Genomic DNA, 19,327 nt, shown 5'->3' with positions numbered 1-19,327 from the left:
AACGTTAATTTTATCATATTCTACAGTAAGAATGATGGTTTCATCAAAAATTGTCCGTTTTTTTTCGTTTTTTAATTCATATATCTGAATTTTTCTACAACAACTGGTTGCAATTGCTTCCCTTGCAGCGCTTCTAATACGGTATCTTCAAGTAGCTCCATACGAGCTACCATTGAGTTTGGTTTTTTCTCTGGTGCATCTTGCCCGAATGGGACGAAGTAGATGTTTTTTGTGGCCATTAGGCGCATGAGGTTGACGCCAACAGGGTGATGACAAAAGAGGGATTTTTTAATTTCTTCTATTATATATAAAAATCATGGTTAGTTAAATTATTTGATTTTATCTGGAGCTGAAACCCTCTAAATGCACATTTTATAATTTCATAAACAATCCAAATATCTCTAAAGTTTGATATAATAATTTTGTCATTATTTATCAGGAGGTTATGTAATGAGTTATGATACTGTAGCATCACTACAACGTATGCAACAATTAGAACAAGCTCAAGCTGCATCCGGGAAACGTTTAGTGTTAAAACGAGTAACGCCTAAAGTGGATATTGTTATTTTAGTAATTACTTTTCTATTAGCTGTTCCAACTCTTACACTTTCAATATGGATATGGGCTACTTATTTTTCAATCAAAGAATTCATGATGAAAACATATTTAGTGAAAAACGTTGCAACTGGCGAACAATTCTATGTGGAGAAACAGGACTTTAAACAATATAAGAGGAATTTTAAAAATAAGGAAAAACAAGTTAGAAAGATATCCGATTTGTAATAATATAACGTATTTCATATATAAAAGGAGAATCGATATCGGGCAATATGAATTTAAGACTGGGATTACTTGTTCAAAATGTGGGAGCAATAACGTAAAACTACGAGATAATATGTATTATGTGAAATTAGCAAAACGCATGGGGATACTTTGCTGTTTAACAGTAATCGGGATTCCGTTGGGCATTGGTTACTTCGTGTCTGCTTCACAAAAGAAGAAACAGCCAATTGGTATGGTTCAGTGTATGCAATGCGGAAAATGTAAAAACTTTAAAAAAGGAGAATTATACGTTTCATAGAAAAAAGCCGGCTCAATTAAGAGCCGGCAATTTTTATGTTACTTAAATGATCCCCAACTACTAACACGTTTTCCGTTACTAGTCTCACCACTTGCAATATAACCATAACCATTCGAACGCTTTTGACGTAACCAAACATAACCCTCACCCTCATTTCCAAAAGCATCATACTTCACTTGGTCACCTGCGTTCAAGGTAGCGATAATATTACCGTCATGAGGTTTGTCTCTTAGATTAATTGTTCTATCTAAAGTGAATACACCGTCTTGTTTTGTAAACCAACTAGAATCATATTGACTAGTTGCAATTGTTTTCTCTACTCCTGTAAACCACTCTAAACTCTTATTTCCAACCAAGTAGTTCAAGTCACATTTTCCGATGCCAGGAACGTGTCCTGTTTCTGTGTATTGCCAGATATCACATGGATAAGTTGGTTTGTTACCGCCATAACGAGGAATCCATACGAAATCAGCGTTTACTTTATCCGCTTGGAACTCTTTATATGTATGATGGCCAACATATAAACCCACCTTTTTAGCACCTAATCGGCGTAATTCATCGATAAAAGCTAATGTTCCAGCTAACATATTGCCCATTGTTTTTACTTCCACATCAGCTACCCAGAATAAAGCATCTTTATCTCCGCGATTCCAGAAGTCCCTTGCTTCAACTCTTGCATCATTTTCAGAAACAAAGCGACAGAATGCATAATTACCAAAAGGAACACCTCGTCTTTTCATTTCACTCACGTAGCTTTGATACATATGATCTACAACATTTGACCCATCTTGTACCCTAGCAATTACTAAATCTAATTGAGCTGCCGCTACATCCCAATTAATTTTACCGTTCCATTTTGAAATATCTACAATGTGTCCCATTATTTATCGTCTCCCTCAAATAGTTTTTGTTTGATTTCTGATACATCTTTAGAAATAGATCCGAATGCTTTCGCTTGTTCTTCAATAACTTCTTGGTTTTTTTCTATTACTTTTTGATACTTTTCTTCACGTTGTTCATTCTTTTTTTGCGTAGTAAAAAGCATCCACACAAATAACAATGCGAATGCTCCTTGTTGCATCATTGAATTGAAAATTGCATCTTCCACTGTTCTCATCTCCTTTTTGACAATAAAAAAAGACCAGCTTATAACTGCTCTGTTGCTTCGTATTTCATATTCAACCAAAATTCTTCCTGGTATCCAATACGTTTTCCGACAAGTCTTATATCTACTGTTTTATTACCACGTAGAATAATAGAATTTTTCTTTTTCTCCACTTCTACATCTGAAGATGGAAATACAGCATATTCTCCTCCTACAGCCTTTAGGAACTGTTCATCAAGCATTACTTCAACACCACCTTCAGTCACAACCTGTTCGAAAATAACATATTCAATGAGAACTTGTGGACTATCAATTGGTGACATACCTAAGTTGACACCATCGATTTCGATAGATCCACCCGATTTACTACCATCTGGCTTGAACGAATGCTTGAGTGTTCCATTAGCGAATATATTAACTGAACCATCTTGACGAACAAGAATCCGATTAGCTTTACTGAATTCTAAACCAATCGCATCTGTATAACTGTGTATCCGTTTATCACCAGAACCAACTTTATACGTACCACTTTCCATCGAATCGCCTCGCACTAAGCGTGACCAGAAGCCATCTTTATCAAAATAACCCATAACATGTGAGTTTTGATCAGAACCGTTATAACTAAATTGGTATTTACTATCCGAACCATTTCGACCAAAGTAATTATATACATTGTGATCCTCCGCTGAATACAAAGAGCATGCTTGATTTCTTGGATGGTCACTTTCCCATATCTTCGTTGATGCAAAAACTCCCATCCACGAATTATCTGAGTATGGACCGGCAACAAATGTGTAATATACACCGTCATAACTATAAGTACGAAAAGTCGGTCGAACTATTTTGTTATAATCATGTCCAATATTGAAATAACCTTGATTTTCAGCTAAAACTAGACGTAGCCCTGGAATATCAGTATCAACTATATTACCTGGGCCAAAGTTTCCAATTTTCGTGCCATCTGGATGATAAAAGTCTAATTGATACTGCCCAAAACTCATAGTCAACTTATCTCCGACGTATGACCAAATAGAGCCATCTGCAATGTCTATTCGCTTATTTCCTCCAGTTGTAATTGTTCCTGCAAGAATATGTTCCGCAAGTATGCCACGTCCAGTAATTGCGTTTCGGAAAGTCGTACCGCCGTCTTGTGAAATACCAAGTCCAGCGGAGTTTAGAATTACTACATAGTTTGGATTGTTTTTATCCTTCGCAATCAATCCGTGCTCTGTGATGTCAATTTCTGATGTAACACCTAAAATCATTTTTGTTACATTGGAAACTTCTGCCGCCAATGCATTGAGTGGTAACTTTTCGCGTCCTTCCATCAAATCGCTAATTGTTTTCGCTGCTGCATTTAGATTTGATTGATGCCTTTTGGTAATATCTTGGCTACCAAAAGTTAATTTCACATCTAAAATATTACCTCGCCAGTCACGTAATATTTTTTGATTTACCACACGAACCTCTTCATCTAATTCAATTCGTTCATCAATTAAAAATACCCTATCACCAACGGAACTTTGGGCGATCGGGTATTTTTGTTTCGTTAAATCATGTATGTCAGCTGTAACACTAATTTTCAAACTTTCATTTACAATAGTTTTTAAGTTTTCATCCATTGTGGATGCTAATTTAATTTTACCGTTTTTAAGGGGAGGCGCATGGCGTTTACCTACTAGTTTAGCAAGTGGTGATGTGTATTCGCGTTTTAACTTTGCATCTTTCCAATCTCCATCCTCTTTATCACCACCATAATCACCATATCCTTTAATATACGTCCACAAGTTTGAAGCATCTACCTCTTGAACGATATTAGAAGCATTAAGTCTATGCCTGTACATTACATTTAAATCAGATCCAATTTGTTTCTCAATATACACGATATTACCTAGCACTTTGAACTCTGCTCCATACCGATTTAGTGCGTCTTTGAACATATCTAACCGAGCGGCACCGCCACCAAAGCCTTGCCACTCTTTCGCAGTAAAGTCTCCACTTAACTGATAAAAATAGCCGCTGTTTGCAAAAATGATATCAAAAGCTGCTTTAGCGGTAAGGGATTTATCATACACCTCATAGACTCTATCATTGTTTGCGTCATCGAAGAATTTTGGAATTGCTTTTATCTCTGCGGATAGTTGTTCACCTTCCCCTTGTTTCTTTAAATAGATTATCTTGTATGATGTATCATTGTCGTCAACTATCGTCCACATTTTTGATAGTTTGGATAAAAACAAAAGATTCGGCTTGTTAGGCTGAATCTTCGCGGATAGTACACAATTTCCATTCAATTCTACTTCGGTAAGATACGTTATTTGTGTAACGTATTCTTCTCCTGTTAAATCTCGCACATACATTAATTTCACCTCCCCCTAGAAATACACAAAATTAAGCATTATAAAATTCTAAAGCCCTCTGATCAATCCCCATTAAATTATCTGTGTCGCGCCCAGTAGACAAACCAATTGTCCATTTTTGACCAACCTCATCTTTCACATACATACCATAATAAATGTGAATAGATTCATCTTTGAATAGCAATGCACCACGGTATACTCCATGTCCGTCATAGTCCCAATCATTGCCTGTGTAAGTAATAACTTTTTTACCTTTAGACCAATTCACTCCATCATGTGAAGTGTAAAAAAACAATTCTCCACCCTTACCTTTATTATTCAATTTATCGCAGTTCAATAGATAATAAACATCACCATATTTTTGAACATTTCCATGCCATGAATGAATGTAGTCACCACCAGCGTTTATAAGAGTAGAATTGCTCCAATTTTTGCCGTTGCCACTTTCCATTACATAGATGAAATAATCCCTCATCACCCACATTCTGTATTTACCATTCTCATAAATTACAGATGGTGCAATGTATTGTAAGATGTTTGCAGCCCCTCTGCTTTCTAACATCGTTTCAGGTGTGCTCCAGCTTGATCCATCAGCTGATGTCACTCGTTTCAATGTTTCAACTGAAGAATTTTCAGTCACTGCTCTATACCAAATTTCTAATTTATTCGTTGAAGAATTAAATAGAATATGACTGTCAGAGTTATACCCACCGACTGGTGCATTATCAAGAGGGTTCGTTACGCCAGCAGGAACAATCCATTTAACACCATCATTACTCGCGACGACACAAGGGTTCTCTGTACTTAATCTAGCACCTACATATGGTGTGAATGCCATCCAATATTTATAACCATTCCATTCTGTATCGAATTGAGTGATGGATGGATGCGTTGCTTGATGCAATCTACCTTCCCACTCTGTACCGTCATCATAAGGTGTTGGTAGCTTTAGAAACACTTTGCTGTTTGCAAGTCTCAGATTTTTACTCTGTTCTAACTCATCTAGCCTTGGAATAATCAATCTTTTTTCATCAATAATGCTAGTATCGGTTTCACCACTTATATACTTCCAAGATGCAATATCTACATCATTTGTATTAAATGAAAATGATACCCACCTCACTTCAGGCTTTGTCACCTTTATATCTGCTGGAGCGTTTTGAACATTGATTCCGTACACGTACTTGAAATTTTCGTCAAAGAACGCTACATGTCCAGCTACGTTTTTTCTATATGTACTACCTGGATAAACTGATATAAAATCCGAACAAGATACAACGTTTATAAGTACCAATTCACCAGTACTATAACGGTAATACCGACCAACTTTAGCTGCATTGGGATTATATAACTCTGTTCCGGATGGAATATTAACAATGCTTTTAGGTGCATCTATTTTCGACCAAGGACCCCATGAATTATTTCCATATGCAGAGCGAATAAACGTCCCTAAAACTTCATATGTAGCTGGTGACGTTCTAATAATATTTATACGTTGGATTGTAGCATTTTTATCTTTAATTGTTTCCACCATAACCCGAAGACCACCTGAATATGATTGACCTAATGAATCTATCCACTGTAATCCCGATTCTGTATCTTGTGTATCATAAAAGATACTAACCCCTATTCCATATTCTGAACTAAGAGCATCCGGGCCCTTAGGAGTAGTTGTATTTATATCTGCACTTGTTATTTTCCTCTCATATAACTCTGTAAAATTATCGTTCATATCGTTCCTTGATTTAGAACTCCACAAACTTCCTACTTCTTTTCTTGCCACAATAAACATCCCCTATTACTACTTATAGTAAAACCTAAAATCTAAATATATTATAGCAGATTCACTGTAAAAAATTTCAAGGGTATTCCACCCCGGAGATAGTTCAATGAAATCCTTTCTTGTATTTCGTAAAAACTCAAGTCCATTTCTTGTTACGTTTGGACCATCATAAATAACAACATCGGTACTAGAAAGAGGTACATTAATCCTTGCCTTACTAAGATTTGTAAGGTTTGTGATTTGAAACTTTTCAATACTTCCTTTGACATTACTGATTGTCATTTTTAAATCTTGCTGAAACGGATGCACAGGAACATTACCAGGGTTAAAGATACGGAACTTTTTTCCAACAACAGCATTGTGTTGATATATTAGTGATTCATCATCTGCAATAAGCCCCATACCAAACCCCCAAAGGTTACTCTCTGCATTTATCCCGTCACGCTGAATATTTGCTGAGGTACCAATTGATTCTGCGAAAGGAAGTTCATAACTGCCAACTTTCACAAATACCTCATAAATTATGCCCATTTCCTCTTTTTCTTCGGGCATATATTTCCCTATGACTTGTACCCTATGTCGTTTACCACCTTGCCGATCTGAAACAACGTAAAAAAATGCACTTCGCTCCAAGAGTGCATATAATTCATCCCTTATTAACTCAGCGTCTATTAAATCGTATGCTCGTATAAAAAATTCAAGTTGCATATCACAATCAGCGTAGTTATAACCTTGATTTATTACACCATCCATACTTTCAAATGTTGAGGTATTAATATTTTTTTCAATGGAACTTCTCGAAAATTTAATAGGTATTATACCTTGAGGTAGATTAATCAACTTCATGTTTTTATCATAGATTTTAAACACCTTATCCCCTCCTTAAAATACCTTAGTACTTGCATCAACGGCGTTGTATTCATTCACTGTATCCACAATATCTTTGCTATTTAAAAATACCTGTACATTGATATTACGATCACTTCCGCCCATAGTATCCGCGATACCTTTACCTATTGCACCAAGTGTTTTTTCGTTTAATGGAATTACGCCCTCTGGATCAGCTTCTCCTGCGCCCTGATAACGGCCATTATTCATTCCGAAGATTGTAGGACGAGTAAAAATACCACCCTTCGCATTCCATTTCACATCAAAGCCAGTTGGATACTTGATTTCTTTTCCCATGATGGTCTTCGTATCAGTTTCCAATGAAAAATGAGGTAATTTAGGAAGTTCAGGTTTAGGGATTTTCAACTTCAAATTATCAAAGAATCCTTTGATTTCATCAATAAATCCTTTGACCTTATCAACTGCTTCTTTTATCGGATCAATGATAAATCGCTTTGCTGCCTCGAATTTTTCTTGTGCGGCATTCTTTACAGCATCGAATTTATCTTTCGCTGAATTATATAAATCAGTAAATTTTTGTTTTGCTGAATTGTAAGCTTCAGTAACTGGATCTATCACATATTTCTTCACTAAATTCCAAGCCGAAAGTGTGTAAGATTTGATTTTTTCCCAGTTTTGCAATATCCAATTTGCTAAATCATTGAGTTTTTCTTTCGTCCAATTCCACAATTCTTGTACGGGCTGAATAACATACTGTTTTACCAAATTCCATGCTGCAAGTGTATAAGATTTCGCCTTTTCCCATTGCTGACCTAACCAAGAAACTAAATCAGTAAATTTTTCTTTTACGAAAGTCCAAGTTTCCTGTACTGGTTGAATAATATATTGTTTAAATAAAGACCAACCAATTTGTGCCGCTAATTTCGCAAGCTCCCATTGTTGCCCTAGCCAATTTACTAATTCACCAATTTTTGCACTTACCCAATCATAAGCTTCTTGAATCGGTTGAATAATATATTGAGATATTGCCGCCCAAGCAATTTGTGTACCCGCCTGTATTAAGAGCCACCCTGCTTCAAGTACCGCAGAAATTAAAGAAATAATTGGATCTAAAACGGTCAAAATGGTATTCCACGTTTCTTCCCAACTTTGTTTCAGTTGGCTCCAAAATGAAGTTGCCGTTTCAACAATGCTAGTCCACAAATTACTAAAAAATTCACCCAACGGAGACAATATACTATCTGCCAATTCAATGAATGAAGACCATAATCCTGAAAAATACTCAGTAATACCTGTCCAAATTTCCGATGCTGCATCTGAAATACCTGTCCATAAATCTACAAAAAACTGACCTATCGGATCAAAAAACGAGTGACACATTTCTAAAAATGAAGACCAAGCATTTGAAAAATAATCAACTGTGGCAGACCAGCCATCACTGCAAGCCTGAACTATTCCAGACCATAATTCGGAAAGCCAATCCTTAAATTGGGTCCACTTTTCAGTAAGCCAATCGGTTATTTCTCCCCAATTTTTTATAACCAATACAAGCGCTGTAACCCAAACTATAGCTGCCATAACAACTGCAATGATAGGTAATAAAGCTGCATCTAACGCCATAAATGAAACGGCTAAGGCTGCTATTATCGGTGTCAAAATAAGAAATGTGGTACCTAATAACCCTAAAACCGTAATAAACTGCTGAATTGGCTCAGGTAGTTTAGTAAACCAATTAGATACTTTCTTTACTCCATCAACTACTTTAGGCAAAATTTCTTTCGCCATATCTGTTAATACTTTCCCTATCGGTTCTAGTGCTGTTTGAGTTTCACGTAAGGCACTTTGGAATTGCTGACCTAATGATTCCTCTTGAAGCTCTTTCATTTCATCCATACGACCATTTACGTCACCAAGACCGCCATATACATCAGTAAGCCCTAATACAGCAGCAGCGCCCATGTCTTCCCATTTTGTACCGAACAAAGCAACACCAATCTGGTTTGCTTTTACTTTATCATCCATCTTTTGAAGGTCGCCTAATACGGCATTAAATACATCAGCTGCTGTGCCTTTACCCTCGTTAAACGCCTTCCATACATTTTGTGTCTCTTTTGATAAGTCACCGAATCCTTCTGACACACCTTTAGATCCATCTTGTACACGAATACCAAATTCTTTTACAAGGTCATTTATGTAATCGAGATTATCCTTTATACCCCTGCTTTCGCAGTATTTAATAGGGAGTAGACTATACCATCAACTCAATGAGTTGCCCCTTGGTAGTCGTTGAGGGCTTCCTTTCGGCTATCCCTGCTGATTGTCCAATCCTTTAGATTGTCACGGCATTTGCTCGTACTAAAGGCTCTAAGGAGTTTCCAGCATATTCAGGGTTCCGACATACCATCGCTGATATGTGGCGCAATTATTATTTACGATCCATCTTTAGTTCCATTTGCTAAAATAGTAAACATCTCATCAGCACTAAACCCTGCTTGTTTAAATAACGGTGCATACTCTGAAAGATTGTCAAAGAGTTCATCTGAATAGTTCAATCCTGCTTGAGCACCTGCCGCAAGTAAATCAAATGTTTCTTGTGTAGATAAACCGAACTGCGACATTAATTGCCCTGCACCACGAGTAGCCTCATTTAAGTCCACATCATAGAGCTTTGCAAGTGTTAAAACATCTTCTGATGCCATTTGTAACTCATCGTATGGAACGTCCCTCATGTTTTGATAAACTTTTATCAGTGCCTGATCAACTTCCTCAAGGCTTTCACCAAAACCCTTTTTCCACACATCTTTTGAAATCTTACCGAGATTTTCTGCGCCCTTGGCTGTTAAACCTAATGAAGCTTGTATTTTCCTTTGAGATCTATCAAAATCTACAGAAAGTCCTCCAAGTTGTTTACCGATTCCAATTAATTGTTGGGACATACCCTCTAATATCTGAGTAGCTTCCAGCATATTGTGCAAGTCCATTTTATTACCTAATTCGGCCATACCATCTGCCGCTTGTGAACCACTCCGACCAACACTCTGTAATGAATTCTCAAATTGCTTCATTGTAGTTTTAGCTTGATTTAATTTCGTTTCAAGCTGTTGTACTTCTTTCGAGTTCTCGCCATACACACGCTTTGCTGCACTTAATTGTTGCTCTAAATTGTGGACGACTCTATCCGTCATTTCCATTTGCTGACTTAGTTGTTTTTGGGCCAATTCCAATTTATCGGCTTCACTAGCATTTGCTCCTAATTCAGCATTCTGTAATTTAAACGCACTGGTTAATCTCTTTTGTTCGGCTTCTAAATTCTTCTCACTTTGCTGTAAAGAATCCAAATCACCTTTTACTTTTCTGGATTCTGTCGCTTGTTGTGAAAGACCCTCATTCGCAGTTTCTAGTGAATTCTCAAATTGTTTTAACGTCGCTTTAGCCTGGTTTAAACTCGTTTCTAGTTGCTTAACTTCGGTGGAATTCTCACCATATGCACGTTTGGCCATACTTAATTGTTGTTCTAAGTTCTGTACAACCTTATCTGTCATATCCATTTGTTGGCGCAACTGTTTCTGTGCTAACTCCAATTTATCTGACTCACTAGCATTTCGACCCAATTCGGCTGTTTGAAGCTTAAAAGCACTCGCTAATTGTTTTTGTTCTACCTCAAGTCTCTTTGAATTCTCTTGTAAATCAACTAACTTTCCGCGCGCTTCCCTTGCTTCAATTGCTTGTTCTGAAAGACCTTCATTTACTCTCTTCATTGCGGTATTTAAAGAAGTTTCAGCGCGTTCTGCATCAAGCAATTTACCGTACATTTTATTAAGTTGTTCAGCTGTCGTATTCGTATCCTTAGACATCGCTTGATATTCATTTCTTAACATTTCGGTACGTTTTTTAGCGGCTTCCATCTGAATTTCTAACTTTTTCTTTTCAGCTGTTAATTTATCCGTTATGGTAGCATCTTGACCCATTGCGGCAATGTGGTTCTTATATTCCTTCGCTGCGTTATTCATAACCATGTTGATTTGCTTCAATGTTTGAGCATATTGAACTTGACCATCCATTTTGAAATTAAGAACGACGTTTCTTTCTTTATTATTCCCAGCCATTTTCTCACCTCATTTCTTAATAGAATGGTGTTTGATCTAACGTGTAGATTTGTTTTGATTTCTCTTCCACAAGTGCATCTGGGTTGGTATATCGAAGATGCATGATGAACTGTTTCAAAAAATGATTAGGTGTGATTCCCCAAAAATCATCCATACTTAAACCAAGCAACGTATTACCGACATAAAAATAAAAATCCCAGTCCAACTCGGACTGAGATTCCACATTTTTATTCAGTATGTTCTTTACTTTTTTTCTTGCTTCAGCTTCTCCATATCTTCAGATTGGAAATCTTGATTATTAAATATATTAAATACAGATTGGAAGATATCAGGTAAATCAACTAAAGGAATAGACCCTTTAATTTCATCAAGTGTACACTCTGTTCCGCCACTTCTCACCATTGAATAGATCAATATATACATCAATTTTGTTTCATTTTTACCCAACGTAACAGTTCCCGTTTTTAACATATCATTCATTTCTTTTTGAAACTCATGATATGGCTTTCCATACGCTTCTTCAAGATAAGGAAATGACTCCATTGTAAAAATAACTGGGAGTTCAGCCTTCTGTATCTTAATTGTCTCTCTATTTATATCAACGTTAACTAAATCACTTAAACGTGCCATAATACCACTCCTTATTTACCTGTTTGGGTCGTTCCAACTAGTTGCGCTAGTTGAGATTCATCACAAATTACTTGTTTCAGGAAGTCTTCAAATTTAATACCTTTTGCTTCAGCATCACCAGTATCTAATTCAGCCATCGTAACATCATTAAATAATAATGGATCCGCTGTAATCGTATATGCAGAATCATCCACAACCATTTCTTCATTTTGTGTTTTCCATGATTCTTCTGCGGGCGCTATTGTGCATTTTGGGTACCAACGAACAAGTTTTGTTCCGTCATTAAGCGGGAATGGAATACCAACTGCGAATTTTGGATATTCCTTAGCTTTTGCCGTTTCAAAAGACACACCTTTTTTACGTGTTTTCCCAAAGATTTTATCTTTCACTTCACGGTTTAAACCAGCAAGGTTAAATGCTAATCCAAACGCTGTATTTTTTACGATATTAATAATTTTTTTATTGGACGCCCATTTTGTAAAGTTTGTAGATGTAGTAGAGATCGTTACGTCTGAAATATTTGTCTGCTTATAAATTTCTTCTTCATAAGTAGGAAGTGCATCAGGTTTTTCATCACCTTCCATCATGCAAAGATATAATTCTTCAACACCTACAGTATATTGAATCTCTTTATTTACAATTGTCATTTCTATCATCCTCACATTCTATCTATTATTTTTTGTGCCATAATATCGGCAATTTTGTCACCTTTTGCATCAAACGTATTTTGAGCAAAATGAAGACCTTTCACTTTACCTTTACCGTTTGCCTTTTTATGTCCATGTTCAGCTAAATACCAATACCATGCTGCATCCTCAAATTCCACAGATACACGGTCATTCTTTACAACGACTTTTAAGCTCTCTTTCAAATGTGTTTGCTTATTCTTATTCGACATTTTGATACGCTTTTTTAATTCTGCTGCAAAATACTTTGCTGCTTCATCCAGTACGTCCAAACTTAATTTTTTATTCACTCGTAATAGCGTATTGATATCTTCCAGTGCTTCTGCAAAACCGTTATTGTTCGATGCCATTAATTTGCACACCTCACATACGTTATAAACTGCGTTATGGTGTCATCGTTCTCGTCATAACCCATTCCATCAAATTGAGAATAGGACACGCCTGCTTCGTTAAAAACAGCCTTTAACGGCTCGTAATCCTTTTCAGTACCATCTGTGATGACTGCAATCTGATAAAGTGGCATAGATTTTAAAACCTTATTAGATGCACGCTTATGTTGTTCATTCACAAATTCATACACAATATACGGATAATCTGTACCTGTTGGTGCACTATCACGAGAAACTGGAATACCAGATTTCTTCATAAGGCTTCGCAACTGCTCAAAACTAATTTGCATAGGATAGTGACACCTCCATCATTCTGTCTTCTTCCTTTACATAAATCCGTTCAATATCGTAAATACGACCACCAACTTTTACACGGTAATCTTTTTGATTATTTTCAATCTCACGATCAATACGAACCTCAATTTTCTTTACAATTTCATTCGTATCTTTCGTTGTAAATTTATCGGTGGCTGTAACTCCAATGTTGTTATAGCGAATTTTACGTTCCAATGGATACCCCATAACAACACGGTCTGTCACTGGATCAATTGTTTCTCCTAATTTGAGTAGATCACCCATCCATTTGAGTTTATTCGTCTGTCTCTTCGGCATCATATTGCTCCTGTATAATAAAAGGTGTTATTGCATCAAGTGCTTCTTTCAATTCTTTTTCAGCCACACGATATTCATAAAAAATACCGGCACACATAATTACCAGGTATTGTACTTCTCTTCCACATGATTTCTTTACATATCGTTGACCTTGTTCAATATAAAAAGGGAGCATGGTTTGATCCATGCCCTCTTCCCAATGAATATGAGATTTTAATTTCTCAATTAATTCATCCATATTAAGCTCCCTTAGTTGCACCAACTTCATAACGGTAAACAGCTGGTTCGAATGGAGAGTAAATTAATTGTCCATCGATAAGGTTATAAATTTGGAATCCAACCTGGTTTGTACCAGCATATTTTTCAATTAACTTTTGAAGTTCCATACCACCCTTAACTTCTTGAATGTGGAAGGCACTGAAATCACCAAAGTAGAATACAGGCGTTGTAACGTCCGTATCTGATTTATTTGCTGCATCTGTGAAATCAAGTGGGAATCCATCGTATTCATAAATACCATTTGTCTTTGTAAGTAATTTACGACCATTGACATCGGTCATTCGATTTAAAATATTATACGCTGCACGGTTTACAATCCATTTAGCCTTCTTAATTACTTCCGTAACTGGTACACCAGTCATAATTGTTAATTCATCTTGTAAAACTTGAGACCAGCCTGCTTCTCCTACTTTTACAGGTACAGTTTCATAAAACGGAACTGATTTTTTAGCCAGAGCCCCTGGGTTTTCATTTCCAACATCGTCACCTCGGAACATGAAATTTATTTCTTTACGTACATACGCTTTTTTCAATTCATCAATAACGATTTGTTCAATTTTCACACCTGTTCGTTTAAGAAGCTTTTTAGTAATTGTAGCTAATGCATCAAACTCCGCTGGATCTAAGTCAATTGAATCAAATTCAATATCAGTTGGCGTAATTTCTTTACCTGATTTCGCACGTTCTGTTTTTGATACATTTGCTTCAGCTTTTTTAACAAGTACAGGGTATTTTATATCAGCATCTGTAGACACATAAGTACCATATTTACGTAATAGGTTTTCTTCTTGAGCATAACTGATAACTTCTTTAGAAATTTCAACCGGAACAGTAACAGAACCATTGTTAATTTCGATACCTAAAGCACGTGCTTCCATTTCTGAAATATTACCAACGACAAAATTAGCAAATGCCGAACGAATCTCTACCTTCTTATTTTTAGTAGATTTATGACCTTCGGTAGAAAGAGCCGCTGCAATAGCCGCACTAATAACAGAGCGCTGTTCTTCTGATAGTTGTGTTTGTGTATTCGGATTTTCTTTTGCTGCTGGATCTTCTTTTTTCTCTGGGTCCTCTTCATCCTTTTTGTCCAGATTTTCTTTTTCTTCCTCTTCTAATTTCGCTAATTCATCAGCAAGAGTTTTTGCTTCTTCGGTTAACACTTCTACTTCAGCCTTAACTGCTGCTAATTCTTCTGAACGAACTTCACCCTTCTCTACTTTACCTTGCAATTCTGCTAGTCGAGCTTTATTTCGAGCTTGAGACGCTTTTAAGATTTCCTTTAAATTCATGTTAATTTTCCTCCAAGACTTTTTTTATTTGTTTAATAATGTTGTTTCTTTCTTCCGTATCATCTTCCACAACTGTTTTTACAGCTGTTTCTTCACTTCTCATTTCAATCATGGCTGTATTTTCGCCCCTGGTTTCAATGGAAGTGGCAACATATGCTGGTGTCATATCCAAAATAGAAACTTCTAAAAGCTCTAATTCTTCAATAGATCGTTTTTGAACACCAGATTCGCCCTCTTCCCATGAATCTTTTTCAGAAACAAAGCCAAATGACCAACCGCGTAATTCTTTATTTCTTGCTTTCTCAATCACTTGTTCATCTGTAACTGTAGCAATGGCTCTTAAACCAATATTGTCTTCATACAATTCTAGATTTCCATTTTCAATAGAACCAAGCTTTCTATTTTTATTGTGGTTAAACAGTAAGTCCACATTCTTTGCTTTCTTTAACGCTTTTTCAAACGCCTTAGGGACAATCGTCTCTTTGAAATAACCCCTTGGCGAAGGCAACATTCGACTTTCTCTGTCCACAACATTCACATATCCATCAAGTATGACTTGATTCCCTCGGACCTCAATTTTCAATGCCGTCACCTCCCTTCGTTGGTTGGCCAAGTCTATCAATAGAAATCGATTTGACGGCATTTCCTTCGATATATTCAACTCTTATAAAAGATTTACCGTGAAAACAAGGACCTGATGAACCCCAATTAAAATCAATAGCGACAATATTTTTAATTTCTCGCCCATCTACTAATATGCGAGGTACTTCATTAATCCCATCAAGCCGTAATACTATTTCCTTCATCTTCATTCCCCCCTCCCAATGAACCATCCGCTGCTTCTTTCTTGCCGATTTCAGTTAAATCATTAGAAATATAAATAGCTTGTGATTCCTTTGTATTTTGTTTAGGGAATCCAAGCATATCAGCGACATTATCAGGTGAAGTAATAGCTGTACGCACCAGGTTGTAACCGATATTTGTCTTGTTGCTATAAGTAACAAAATCAAGAATATTAATTTTGAATTTAATTCGTTTCCCCGAATTTTGACCATAAAAAAGAAGACTCAAATGGTCTTCAAAATTTTTCATTATTGGTCTTACTGCTTTGTTGTGGATATACATCATTGCTTTTTCAATATCTTCTTTGATTAGCTCCGTGTATGTATCCACATTTATGCCTAAAAACTTACCTAAATCTTTTTTATATACATTTAGGTATGCTAGGGTCTTTTCATCGTCTAGCGGGCTTTTAAGAGTTTCTATTGAATACCCTTTTCCAAGAGGGATCATTTTAACAGACCTTGCATCATCAATTGATTCCAGTTGATCTAAAATAGCATTGATTAACTTTGACTGTGCACCATTCTGCGGGTTAATATGAGCATCCAAATTTAACAAGAATGCTAATAGTCCACCCTTTTTATATTTGTCAGTCAGAGTTTTCTCAGCTGACATAACACCCTCGAGTGTATCTCGTCCCAAATCAAGGAGGCCTTTCCCTCTTAAATGATCTGCACCAATATTTTTCACATGGCGAATCATAAATGGAGGAACTTCTTGGCCACCAATATTAAAATGCTCTACCAAATTATCATCTAACTCTGTAAAAACATTTGAAGCTAAATGTATTTGAGCACCATTTAATATCGGGAATGTTTCCCCCTCGAGTAAATAGGTATTCGTCATTAATTTAATGAACTCAGATTGTGTTAGATAATGGTTAGGATTCCTTAAGATTTGGAGTGCAATATCATCTTTGATTTCATTCCCAAATTCATCTTCCACAACAATATCAGCCAATACCATTTGATTACTGATGTCTTGTAGTAATTCGTAAACATCACTAGATTGCAAGATATTTGAATCCGTAACATACACACCGCCGTAACGAATACTTTTACCTAAAACATCATCAAGATAGCCACGCTTTTCAGCTTTTTTAAATAAGTAATTTGAAAACCGATCCCTTAAACCCAATTTCTCACCACCTTTCTATCGATAAATATCACCAATCAATTCATCCATGCCTTCTTCAGTTATGCTATCCATAACCATCATCGTTTCTTTATGAGCACATAAAAAAGCAACAAATCCATCAATCTTCTTTTTGGACTGTCGCTTACTTGGTGCTTTCATTCCATTGATATTTGTTACAACTACAACATTAAGAGCACAATAAACAAATAAAGGATTGTCTGTAATTAAGCGTTTTTCATAAATTAATATCTCTGAATCATCAAGCATTGCATTCATAACGTTTGGATACTGATTTACTGCAATACATTCTAAACCGAGATTTTCAAGCTTTTCTATTAACTTTTGAGACATCGCTGGATCATAGTTTATTTGTTGTACATCGTATAGATCCATACACTCAACGATATATTCCATGACTTGATCCTGGTCAATCATCTTCCCGTCACAGAACGTAGCAAAACCTCGTTCAACCATATCAGTGTACGGTACATTATCTTCTTTTTCTTTAAAATCAATATTTTCATTAGGAAGAAAATACATCTGTTTCACTTTGAGAAGTGACTTTCCTTCGTCATCATGTGAAGGGAAATTTAAGCTTACACATGTTAAATCTGTTGTTTTGGATAAATCCAATCCTAAATAACAAATTTCGCCTGTAAGATCACCCAAATCTTCCACAAGAACATGTTGTACTTGATCATGCTCAAAATAATTATCAGCACCATTTACGAAAACATTTAAATGTTTGGAAAGGAACTCAGCTTTTGAATGTGCCGATTGCTTCGCCTTTTTGAACTCAATTTCAAGTTGTTCCATCGTAACGGAAACACCAATATTCGGGTTAACCATTTCCCAAACTTTACGGTCTTCCCAATCATAATTTTTATTTGGTTCCCAAATTGCAACAAACAAAGAATCATCATCGTCATTTTCAAGAACAAGTTTCGCATATTTATAAACACGCATCCCAACAGATGAAGCGCCTTTACCAGCCGTTGAAATATTAAGCATCATTGGTTGCTCACGAGAAATCTGTGCTGATTTCAAGTTATCGTACATATCCATGTTTTCTTGCGCGTGGAGCTCATCATTCAACACAAAATAAGGGTTCTTTCCTTCAAGACCCTTAGTATTTTTCGTTAATACTTTGAATTTATTTTGATATGCAATTCCATCGATGCTATATCGATACATAGCACCACTGACAGTGCCATTAACACCTTTATAAATTTGCGTGGGACTTGCCAAAGGCTCGGAATTTTCTATCGCTTGTGCGATTGGTTCGGCTGCATTTTGTGCTTGTTCATAGTCTGATGCTGCACAATAACAATCGGCTCCAAGTTCAAGTTCTCCATACATAGCATAGAGCAATGCACCTGCTGCGATAATTGTTTTTCCGTTCTTCTTTGGTACTTGAACATACGATTCACGAATAACACGAACTGTTTTTCCTTTTTCGTTTTTATGATACCAACCATACATATTCGCAAAAACAAACATTTCCCAAAGCTCTAATTCCATCAATTGACCTGCAAGCGGACCTTTAACATGACGGATGAACGACTGGACAAAATCCAACATTTCATTTGCACGATCTACATCAAACCAAATATCTTTACGTTTTTTCCACTTCTTATAACGCTCTACAGCAAGAATGATCGATTTCGGGTATTTCTTTTTATTACGCATGACGTTATTCACATACTTATCAGCATAGTTAACGCCTGATGTAATAATCATTTAGATTTCCGCCATTTATTCCGATGAGCTGCTAATTCATCTTTAGGTACATTTTGCGGAACAATTTTAGGCGTTTTTTGCATATTTTTTCCCTTATTCGTCATTCCAAGCGATTCTAGCATTTTGTTCTTCTTATCATTCCAAGTTTCAACTTGTTGAGCAAGTGGATGTTTCATTTCATTTGTCGCCCCAGCCTTATTCTGATGCGTTTTTGTAGCTGCAAAACCATCAGATTTCCATTCATCAAACATAGTTTTATAAATGATAAAAGCATCTAAATAATTTTCAATTAATGGTTCGAGTGAAGGTGTGAAATTCTCCTCATCAGTCAATAATTTTATGATTCTATTTCGTTCTTCATCCCTTGCAACGTCTAGCATTTCCAACTTTTTCTTCTTTGACATTCGAGCCATTTTCACACCCCCCTTCATTTTT

At 36.2% G+C, this 19,327-nt stretch carries 20 protein-coding genes and 3 pseudogenes; 2 read left to right on the top strand and 21 right to left on the bottom strand.

The genetic code is table 11. The features are described 5' to 3' along the window. Window positions 1–71: 71 nt before the first annotated feature. Window positions 72–260 (bottom strand): annotated as a pseudogene (gene spoVFB / locus COI75_RS13745) (dipicolinate synthase subunit B); the annotation flags it as partial. Window positions 261–450: 190 nt separating this feature from the next. On the opposite strand from spoVFB, the gene COI75_RS13740 reads away from it, so the two are divergent. Beyond that, window positions 451–783, top strand: a complete 333-nt coding sequence (locus COI75_RS13740) for a hypothetical protein (protein ID WP_098448388.1) — start codon at window positions 451–453, stop codon at window positions 781–783. A gap of 112 nt (window positions 784–895) precedes the next feature. Continuing rightward, complete coding sequence (locus COI75_RS13735) at window positions 896–1,081, top strand: hypothetical protein (protein ID WP_098448387.1); 186 nt, start codon at window positions 896–898, stop codon at window positions 1,079–1,081. A 38-nt stretch (window positions 1,082–1,119) separates the two neighbouring features. Here COI75_RS13735 and COI75_RS13730 read toward each other — a convergent pair whose 3' ends face one another. The 20 genes and pseudogenes from COI75_RS13730 to COI75_RS13640 form a co-directional block, all read right to left on the bottom strand. Beyond that, the gene (locus tag COI75_RS13730) at window positions 1,120–1,962 is read right to left on the bottom strand and encodes a GH25 family lysozyme (RefSeq protein ID WP_098448386.1); all 843 of its coding nucleotides are present in this window, start codon (window positions 1,960–1,962) and stop codon (window positions 1,120–1,122) included. Further along, complete coding sequence (locus COI75_RS13725) at window positions 1,962–2,189, bottom strand: BhlA/UviB family holin-like peptide (protein ID WP_255265678.1); 228 nt, start codon at window positions 2,187–2,189, stop codon at window positions 1,962–1,964. Before COI75_RS13725 ends, COI75_RS13730 begins: the two co-directional genes overlap by 1 nt. Window positions 2,190–2,227: 38 nt before the next feature. Further along, entirely contained in the window at window positions 2,228–4,546 is a 2,319-nt protein-coding gene (locus tag COI75_RS13720; RefSeq protein ID WP_098448385.1) for a phage tail protein, read from the bottom strand. A gap of 31 nt (window positions 4,547–4,577) precedes the next feature. Further along, a complete protein-coding gene (locus COI75_RS13715) occupies window positions 4,578–6,329 on the bottom strand; it encodes a hypothetical protein (RefSeq protein WP_098448384.1) in 1,752 nt (583 codons plus the stop codon). An 18-nt stretch (window positions 6,330–6,347) separates the two neighbouring features. Next, window positions 6,348–7,199 (bottom strand): phage tail domain-containing protein, encoded by an 852-nt coding sequence (locus COI75_RS13710; protein WP_097807525.1) that lies wholly within the window; start codon window positions 7,197–7,199, stop codon window positions 6,348–6,350. A gap of 12 nt (window positions 7,200–7,211) precedes the next feature. Continuing rightward, window positions 7,212–9,383 (bottom strand): annotated as a pseudogene (locus tag COI75_RS13705) (phage tail tape measure protein); the annotation flags it as partial. A 227-nt stretch (window positions 9,384–9,610) separates the two neighbouring features. Next, window positions 9,611–11,284: pseudogene (locus tag COI75_RS13700) on the bottom strand (phage tail tape measure protein); the annotation flags it as partial. A gap of 16 nt (window positions 11,285–11,300) precedes the next feature. Beyond that, complete coding sequence (locus COI75_RS13695) at window positions 11,301–11,489, bottom strand: hypothetical protein (protein WP_097807526.1); 189 nt, start codon at window positions 11,487–11,489, stop codon at window positions 11,301–11,303. A gap of 38 nt (window positions 11,490–11,527) precedes the next feature. Then, the gene (locus COI75_RS13690; RefSeq protein ID WP_097807527.1) at window positions 11,528–11,914 is read right to left on the bottom strand and encodes a hypothetical protein; all 387 of its coding nucleotides are present in this window, start codon (window positions 11,912–11,914) and stop codon (window positions 11,528–11,530) included. An 11-nt stretch (window positions 11,915–11,925) separates the two neighbouring features. After that, complete coding sequence (locus COI75_RS13685) at window positions 11,926–12,561, bottom strand: major tail protein (RefSeq protein ID WP_097807528.1); 636 nt, start codon at window positions 12,559–12,561, stop codon at window positions 11,926–11,928. Window positions 12,562–12,572: 11 nt separating this feature from the next. Continuing rightward, window positions 12,573–12,950, bottom strand: coding sequence for an HK97-gp10 family putative phage morphogenesis protein (locus tag COI75_RS13680; RefSeq protein ID WP_097807529.1), 378 nt, complete (start codon window positions 12,948–12,950; stop codon window positions 12,573–12,575). After that, the gene (locus tag COI75_RS13675) at window positions 12,950–13,279 is read right to left on the bottom strand and encodes a hypothetical protein (protein ID WP_097807530.1); all 330 of its coding nucleotides are present in this window, start codon (window positions 13,277–13,279) and stop codon (window positions 12,950–12,952) included. Before COI75_RS13675 ends, COI75_RS13680 begins: the two co-directional genes overlap by 1 nt. Next, the gene (locus COI75_RS13670; protein ID WP_141535107.1) at window positions 13,269–13,601 is read right to left on the bottom strand and encodes a hypothetical protein; all 333 of its coding nucleotides are present in this window, start codon (window positions 13,599–13,601) and stop codon (window positions 13,269–13,271) included. The genes COI75_RS13675 and COI75_RS13670 overlap by 11 nt, the downstream gene beginning before the upstream one ends. Next, window positions 13,579–13,839 carry a head-tail connector protein gene (locus COI75_RS13665; protein ID WP_097807532.1) on the bottom strand — a complete coding sequence of 87 codons (261 nt, stop codon included), beginning with the start codon at window positions 13,837–13,839 and terminating at the stop codon, window positions 13,579–13,581. The genes COI75_RS13670 and COI75_RS13665 overlap by 23 nt, the downstream gene beginning before the upstream one ends. 1 nt (window position 13,840) lies before the next feature. Then, a complete protein-coding gene (locus COI75_RS13660; protein ID WP_098448383.1) occupies window positions 13,841–15,172 on the bottom strand; it encodes a phage major capsid protein in 1,332 nt (443 codons plus the stop codon). 1 nt (window position 15,173) lies between these two features. Beyond that, on the bottom strand, window positions 15,174–15,755 hold the full coding sequence (locus COI75_RS13655; protein ID WP_141535106.1) for an HK97 family phage prohead protease: 582 nt from the start codon (window positions 15,753–15,755) through the stop codon (window positions 15,174–15,176). Continuing rightward, entirely contained in the window at window positions 15,745–15,978 is a 234-nt protein-coding gene (locus COI75_RS26540; RefSeq protein ID WP_141535105.1) for a hypothetical protein, read from the bottom strand. Before COI75_RS26540 ends, COI75_RS13655 begins: the two co-directional genes overlap by 11 nt. Then, complete coding sequence (locus COI75_RS13650) at window positions 15,953–17,152, bottom strand: phage portal protein (protein WP_098448381.1); 1,200 nt, start codon at window positions 17,150–17,152, stop codon at window positions 15,953–15,955. The genes COI75_RS26540 and COI75_RS13650 overlap by 26 nt, the downstream gene beginning before the upstream one ends. 15 nt (window positions 17,153–17,167) lie before the next feature. After that, entirely contained in the window at window positions 17,168–18,892 is a 1,725-nt protein-coding gene (locus tag COI75_RS13645; RefSeq protein WP_097807536.1) for a terminase large subunit, read from the bottom strand. Then, entirely contained in the window at window positions 18,889–19,305 is a 417-nt protein-coding gene (locus COI75_RS13640) for a P27 family phage terminase small subunit (protein ID WP_141535104.1), read from the bottom strand. Before COI75_RS13640 ends, COI75_RS13645 begins: the two co-directional genes overlap by 4 nt. Window positions 19,306–19,327 lie beyond the last annotated feature (22 nt).

It is taken from the genome of Bacillus cereus, assembly GCF_002564555.1.
GTDB lineage: Bacteria > Bacillota > Bacilli > Bacillales > Bacillaceae_G > Bacillus_A > Bacillus_A cereus_K.
This window is presented reverse-complemented; position numbering and strand designations above follow the sequence as displayed.

Coding starts and splice junctions, on each gene's coding strand:
- COI75_RS13740 (WP_098448388.1), top strand. CDS start 451: ATGAGTTATGATACTGTAGCATCACTACAACGTATGCAACAATTAGAA.
- COI75_RS13735 (WP_098448387.1), top strand. CDS start 896: ATGTATTATGTGAAATTAGCAAAACGCATGGGGATACTTTGCTGTTTA.
- COI75_RS13730 (WP_098448386.1), bottom strand. CDS start 1,962: ATGGGACACATTGTAGATATTTCAAAATGGAACGGTAAAATTAATTGG.
- COI75_RS13720 (WP_098448385.1), bottom strand. CDS start 4,546: ATGTATGTGCGAGATTTAACAGGAGAAGAATACGTTACACAAATAACG.
- COI75_RS13690 (WP_097807527.1), bottom strand. CDS start 11,914: ATGGCACGTTTAAGTGATTTAGTTAACGTTGATATAAATAGAGAGACA.
- COI75_RS13685 (WP_097807528.1), bottom strand. CDS start 12,561: ATGACAATTGTAAATAAAGAGATTCAATATACTGTAGGTGTTGAAGAA.
- COI75_RS13680 (WP_097807529.1), bottom strand. CDS start 12,950: ATGGCATCGAACAATAACGGTTTTGCAGAAGCACTGGAAGATATCAAT.
- COI75_RS13675 (WP_097807530.1), bottom strand. CDS start 13,279: ATGCAAATTAGTTTTGAGCAGTTGCGAAGCCTTATGAAGAAATCTGGT.
- COI75_RS13670 (WP_141535107.1), bottom strand. CDS start 13,601: ATGCCGAAGAGACAGACGAATAAACTCAAATGGATGGGTGATCTACTC.
- COI75_RS13665 (WP_097807532.1), bottom strand. CDS start 13,839: ATGGATGAATTAATTGAGAAATTAAAATCTCATATTCATTGGGAAGAG.
- COI75_RS13660 (WP_098448383.1), bottom strand. CDS start 15,172: ATGAATTTAAAGGAAATCTTAAAAGCGTCTCAAGCTCGAAATAAAGCT.
- COI75_RS26540 (WP_141535105.1), bottom strand. CDS start 15,978: ATGAAGGAAATAGTATTACGGCTTGATGGGATTAATGAAGTACCTCGC.
- COI75_RS13645 (WP_097807536.1), bottom strand. CDS start 18,892: ATGATTATTACATCAGGCGTTAACTATGCTGATAAGTATGTGAATAAC.
- COI75_RS13640 (WP_141535104.1), bottom strand. CDS start 19,305: ATGGCTCGAATGTCAAAGAAGAAAAAGTTGGAAATGCTAGACGTTGCA.